This window comes from Vibrio viridaestus (genome assembly GCF_003856525.1).
GTDB classification, from domain to species: Bacteria; Pseudomonadota; Gammaproteobacteria; order Enterobacterales; family Vibrionaceae; genus Vibrio; species Vibrio viridaestus.
This window is the reverse complement of the sequence record NZ_RJVQ01000060.1, coordinates 1-752: the sequence shown is the minus strand read 5'-3', so window position 1 is coordinate 752 and position 752 is coordinate 1. Positions and strand designations below refer to the sequence as shown.

The following is a 752-nucleotide window of genomic DNA, read 5'->3' as shown; positions in this document are numbered from 1 at the left end:
GGTTCATCCCGCATCGCCAGTTCTGCTTACCAAAAATGGCCCACTTGGCACTCACATTCAATGCAAAACTCCAATTAAGCGAGTTAAGCTTCTCACCCATTTAAAGTTTGAGAATAGGTTGAGGATGATTTATCCCCAATGCCTCTAATCATTCGCTTTACCGGATAAAACTGTTTATTTCTCAGAATGCCAGCTATCCTGAGGGAAACTTCGGAGGGAACCAGCTACTAGATAGTTCGATTAGTCTTTCGCCCCTATACTCACGYTATACGATCGATTTGCACGTCAGAATCGCTACGGTCCTCCACCAGAGTTTCCTCTGGCTKCAACCTYCACAAGCATAGTTCACCATCTTTCGGGTCTCAACGTGTACGCTCTTGCTCCGCCCCGACGGTGCACACAACACGMGGTCACATGTCTACGTCATGGGACGGGCCGGTGATGCGCCCGCTGCTCGCAACTTGSAAAGTATGAGCAAGACAACAGGMTCTCACCTCAGTCCGGACAAGCCGAACCTTTACCTTCACTTCGCCTTTGGGTTTCGTAACACCCAATGACTCGCGCACATGTTAAACTCCTTGGTCCGTGTTTCAAGTTACCTTCACTTCGCCTTTGGGTTTCGTAACACCCAATGACTCGCGCACATGTTAAACTCCTTGGTCCGTGTTTCAAGACGGGTCAGGTGGATCGTCTACCACTACACCACAGACTATTGGCCCAACGCAAACCACACACGCAACCGCCAACGTGAC

The 752-nt window shown here is 49.9% G+C and carries 1 rRNA gene; it reads right to left on the bottom strand.

Annotation, left to right across the window (positions count from 1 at the left end):
• A 23S ribosomal RNA gene (locus EES38_RS23220) occupies nt 1-713 on the bottom strand; the annotation flags it as partial.
• Between the last annotated feature and the right edge of the window lie 39 nt (nt 714-752).